Source organism: Listeria valentina (assembly GCF_011800755.1).
Lineage (GTDB): Bacteria > Bacillota > Bacilli > Lactobacillales > Listeriaceae > Listeria > Listeria valentina.
Genome location: NZ_JAATJW010000098.1, coordinates 1 through 4,596 on the forward strand (window position 1 = coordinate 1; position 4,596 = coordinate 4,596).

Annotated in this window: 6 protein-coding genes; all 6 read right to left on the minus strand. The window is 36.8% G+C overall.

The genetic code is table 11. The features are described 5' to 3' along the window. The coding region (locus HCK02_RS13150; protein WP_167630556.1) for a DUF3037 domain-containing protein at window positions 1-534 on the minus strand (534 nt) is incomplete at its 3' end. Continuing rightward, on the minus strand, window positions 531-1,367 hold the full coding sequence (locus HCK02_RS13155) for a HipA family kinase (RefSeq protein ID WP_167630557.1): 837 nt from the start codon (window positions 1,365-1,367) through the stop codon (window positions 531-533). The genes HCK02_RS13150 and HCK02_RS13155, both read right to left, overlap by 4 nt. Before the next feature lie 356 nt (window positions 1,368-1,723). Then, window positions 1,724-2,635: a GH25 family lysozyme gene (locus tag HCK02_RS13160; protein WP_167630558.1), complete on the minus strand. Its 912-nt coding sequence runs from the start codon at window positions 2,633-2,635 to the stop codon at window positions 1,724-1,726. 2 nt (window positions 2,636-2,637) lie between these two features. Then, window positions 2,638-2,916 (minus strand): phage holin, encoded by a 279-nt coding sequence (locus HCK02_RS13165; protein ID WP_167630559.1) that lies wholly within the window; start codon window positions 2,914-2,916, stop codon window positions 2,638-2,640. 16 nt (window positions 2,917-2,932) lie between these two features. Beyond that, window positions 2,933-3,331 (minus strand): hypothetical protein, encoded by a 399-nt coding sequence (locus HCK02_RS13170; RefSeq protein WP_167630560.1) that lies wholly within the window; start codon window positions 3,329-3,331, stop codon window positions 2,933-2,935. Window positions 3,332-3,358: 27 nt separating this feature from the next. Beyond that, window positions 3,359-4,480 carry an SGNH/GDSL hydrolase family protein gene (locus HCK02_RS13175; RefSeq protein WP_167630561.1) on the minus strand — a complete coding sequence of 374 codons (1,122 nt, stop codon included), beginning with the start codon at window positions 4,478-4,480 and terminating at the stop codon, window positions 3,359-3,361. Window positions 4,481-4,596: the final 116 nt, after the last annotated feature.

Here is a 4,596-nt window from a genome sequence, read left to right on the forward strand (position 1 = left end):
AATATATTTAATTCCAACTGGATTCCCATTGTTTATAATATAATACTCAAACGTATAGCCATCTTTATATTTCCAAATTAATTTTTCTTTTTTTCTAAAACTAAAGATTTTTTTATTAAGAAAAGACTCTAAAAAGTCTATTCTTTGTTTCTTTGATAATCTTTCTGATTTAGGTAGGCTTTTCCTAAAAAAGAATTTAGATGATTTAACAATAAATTCTTTATAGTCTCCAACATCCTCTATCTTTATTTCACTAAAGTAGAACTCATTTACAAAAAATCGTGTATATTCTCTTAATGAATGATATCTACTAAACAAATTTCCCATCACCCAATCGTTTGCAAATCCTTCAATTGATTGAGTAGTAAACTCAGGATCAAGTTCATCATCAAAAGCCCATAAGCGCTTATAATTACTTATGATTTTAAAATCTCTTTGATCGGTTTCCAAGTTATGATAAGCTATACCAACATTTATGGCTTCTCCAATATATATATCAGGTGTGTATCTTAATATAGAATATTCAACTCTCATAATTGGTCACCTCCTATTATTTTACTTTTCATGTAATCTTTAAGTTGATCTAACTCTTCAATTCTAGATTCTAGAAAACGCAGAAAATATTCTATATCTATTTTTTCAATTTTGCATAATAATTCTTTTGGAATTTCGCTAATTACCTCTTCCAAATTCACAGTGCTCAAACTGTTCTTAAAATGATTAACACATTCGTCTATTTCTTCTATCCTATATATTTTGGCCTCTTTGATATATTGGTATAAAAGTTGATTGTCAATTTTATCTAAATCTACCTTTTCCTTCGGCTTTTCCACAAACCTTTTTAATTGACCGCCATCCCATACTGCCTGTAATTCAAAGGCATGAGTATAGTCTATTGGATAAATACTTAAATTTTGTGTTTTAGGTTTATGTAAGAGTAAGTTACCGGGATTTCTATCGCTATTACATATCAATAAATCATACAAAAAAATACTAACTAGTTCATATGAACTTGCGCTTTGAAGCTGTTTAGCAGCACGCAATGGAACTGTTTTTTCAACATATTTAGTAAAAAAACAAAGGCAACCATTTGTAAAATACTTTCTTTTCCCGCTTTCATCAAAATGTGTTTCTTGATTTATCTTAGCGAAACCAAATTCAGGAACACTTAAACCTAGAATTGCAGCTAACCTATATCCTACATATTCGTTAAACAATACCAAATGCTTTTCAGGATTGTTCATTCCTTTAATTATACACAACTCATTATTAATGATTGCATAATGCGGCTTAGTAATTCCATTTCCTACACCATTTCTCACGTTGGATATAGTTAATAATGTAACAACACCAGATGTACTTCCCATATTATCATTCCCGTCCATGTTTTATATATGAAATTTGGGCACAACAATTAACCATCCTTACAAAAGTAGTACATGGTTTAATCAATATCTAGCATAGTTAGATTCTACTCGTTAAAAACAAATTTGTCCACCTTAGATAATAGTTTTGTTAGTTCAGCCGAAAAAAGAACCCCTCCCAAAAAAGGACGAGGTCGCAGCATAGTAAGGGAGTTGGCAATGCAATCACCCGTGCATAAGGGGGTGCTCATGCACATATTTATTATAAGGAATGGGTTTTGCTATTTCAACCAGTAATACAATCAAACAGAATTATCAAGACACTCAAATATTCCCGCCGAAAAGATAAGGTCAGAAAATTATTTAAACGTCCCATATTTTTCAGCATTCTTTCTATTATCAGCACTAGCTTTACCAGCGCATGCCCAAGCCAATTTTCCAATTGAGCGCATATATTGAACCCACACATAACCATCGCTAAAAGCTACACGACGATAGTGAACGGATTCGCCCGGAGTAAGCCTAGCTACTTGGGTAGCACTTACTTTTGGCGTGTATTTAATGGCTACAGTCGTTGTAGCAGTGAACACGCCTTTTTCTGCGTATTGTCGATTTGGTTTTTTCGTTGTTGCCGGTTTTGGCTTCGGCGTTGGATTTGGTGCGCTAGACCCTCGCAGTTGATTAAGAACAGCAGTGCTACACGTATTTAAATCGAGATTCCCAGAAATACTTGAAAGCTTTCCTGTACTCGTATATTGCCAGATATGGAATTGTGTTGTTGGCTGATATTTCATGTTCACCTTGCCATCATTTAAACCATAACGAGCCGTCCAGCGCATTGGTGTGTTTACTTTTAATAGATTGTGTTGTTTAACAAACGCATCGCCGCTATAAAGTCCGCACTTGATGCCTGTTTTATTTTGAACTTCTGTGATAAATCGATTTGTTTCGTTCACAATATCCGAACAGTGTTTTTCTTCAACGTCAATAAAAACGTAAGTGGGTGCTTTACCTGCCTTCTTAGCTTTATCTACTGCTTTAATTAGCATATTCGCTTCGTTAATTGTATCTTGTCCGCCTTCCATTAGTGCATAATGGTAAAGTCCAAACGGAATACCTGCACCAATGACACCCTTCAAATGCGTATCAAGTAATTCATCAAATTTCTGTGTACCATAACTCGAACGCAAAATGACATAGTCCACTTCACTTTTTAGTTTTTTGTAATCTACTTTCGCTTGGTATTTACTAATGTCTACTATTTTACCCATTTTTATTTATCCCCCTTTAAATTTTTCTTTTTCATGACTAAATCGCTGTCCTCTAGCCCTTTTGTTGTGGGGTCTACGTAAGTGGCAACCAGTGCAGAAAGTACCGCGATAATTGCCGCTGGGCTTTTTAGGAAGGTCATGAAGGATAGTCCTAGTTGTTCCCAGCTATCTAAATCGGATACCTGAAACCCGCCTGCACTCCAAATAATAGTAATGACTGGAATAATGGCTAATAGCCATGTCCGCCAGCTTTTGAGTCTGATTTTCCAATTGATTTTCATTTTGATCTACTCCTTCTTATTTTGTTAAAAACGAAGTCACCAGTATTCCGAGACCTCCACCAAGTACAGAGGTGATCACTACGGTAATAATCGTTCGAACAAAGAACTTTTTGCGGTCTTTTTCTTCTTGTATAATGTGCTCCGCTTTTTCAGCCCGTTCACGCTCTTTCATGATTTCGATGTTTACAAACTTCTCATCATGCTTTATTAATTTTTCCATGACTGGTGCCATGCCATTCTTTACGGCTTCTTGAATCGCGAGCGGAAAAGCAATATTTGCATCTTCTAACTGATCTAAACGCTTGCTGTGCCTATCTAGACGCTCTCGATTTATTTCTGTTTGCTTGCTGTTCTTATCAACGGCTGACTTCGTTTCAGTCCATTCACGATTCGTGATTTTTATCTCTTGATCCACAATAATTCACCCCCAAATAAAAAAGCCTTACTCGGCTTCTAACATTCTCACGATTCTTGGACCATATAAAGCATAACCGGCATTATTCGGATGCAAGCCATCACGTGTATAGGTATCGAATGTATATTTTCCAATTCCTGAACGTCTAAATAAGTCAAAAACAGGAGCACCATAAAAGCCACCAATCGTCATAATGCCATCTGCCATTTCCTGATGTTTAACCATATCTCGAGTTTTATTCTGCAAGGGTGTCATTAAATAAATATCAACAGTCGGGAAATGAGAACGGATATACTCCAATATACCTCGTAACGCACCGAAACTAGTTGATGTGTCAAATTCGGTACTCGTGATAGTTCCAATCTCTCCAGCAACTACATCAAAGGCTACATCATTGGTTCCACACGCAATGGTTACAATATCCGTTCCAGCCAGATCGTACTTGTCTAAAACAATCTTTTTATAAAGATATAGCTCCTCTGCTCCCGCTTTGCTACTCTGCGCAAACGACATGTTACCTACGCCTTCATTCGTCACAATCGCTCCAGCTTGTCGCATATAACTCTGATAGCCTTGTAGGGTCACATTGTCAATCGTTTGTCCATCTTGCCACGTAATACTATCCCCAAAAGTCACAATTTTTTTACCCGACAAAGCTTTATCCGACTGTAGCCATGGAATGGACACTTGATAAGGATAGTACTGCGCAGGCTTTTCAGCGCTTGCTCGCAACATATACTGATCCAAATGAGCACTATTTACCACAACCCGAATGTACACGGCATTTTCTGGTGGCGTAAGTGTGTACCATCCACTCGTTCCAGAGGCCACAAAACGGACAAAAGTCACATAACGAAAATTCGCATCATAAAAACAGCCCGCCGTGTTGTAATTGTAGTTACAGCCCAGAACATCTAGATCTTTAATCCGTATAAAAGCACTCACATTGGCACCAACTGCTGTCACAAGCTCTCCTGTTAAGTTGGCAATGGATTTATCTTTTTCAATTCGTTCTTTATTGAAATAATTTTCTAACTGTGCCCCTTCCAAACTTTCAGGGGATAAGGGGAACAAAGTGGAAACAACCTCTGCTGGAGAAGGCATCCCGATTCCCAAATAAGATTCGATGATCGACCAGTTCTCATTCATCTTATTTCTGAATTCTGATCCTTGGATCGCATTGTCTTGTCTGCATGTATCCTAATAAAGTAGACACCTTTTTTGATATACTAGTAAATAAATAGACACAAATGTCGAAAGGACTT

Excerpts from the sequence above, each read along its gene's own strand:
- HCK02_RS13155 (WP_167630557.1), bottom strand. The coding sequence starts at position 1,367 with ATGGGAAGTACATCTGGTGTTGTTACATTATTAACTATATCCAACGTG.
- HCK02_RS13160 (WP_167630558.1), bottom strand. The coding sequence starts at position 2,635 with ATGGGTAAAATAGTAGACATTAGTAAATACCAAGCGAAAGTAGATTAC.
- HCK02_RS13165 (WP_167630559.1), bottom strand. The coding sequence starts at position 2,916 with ATGAAAATCAATTGGAAAATCAGACTCAAAAGCTGGCGGACATGGCTA.
- HCK02_RS13175 (WP_167630561.1), bottom strand. The coding sequence starts at position 4,480 with ATGAATGAGAACTGGTCGATCATCGAATCTTATTTGGGAATCGGGATG.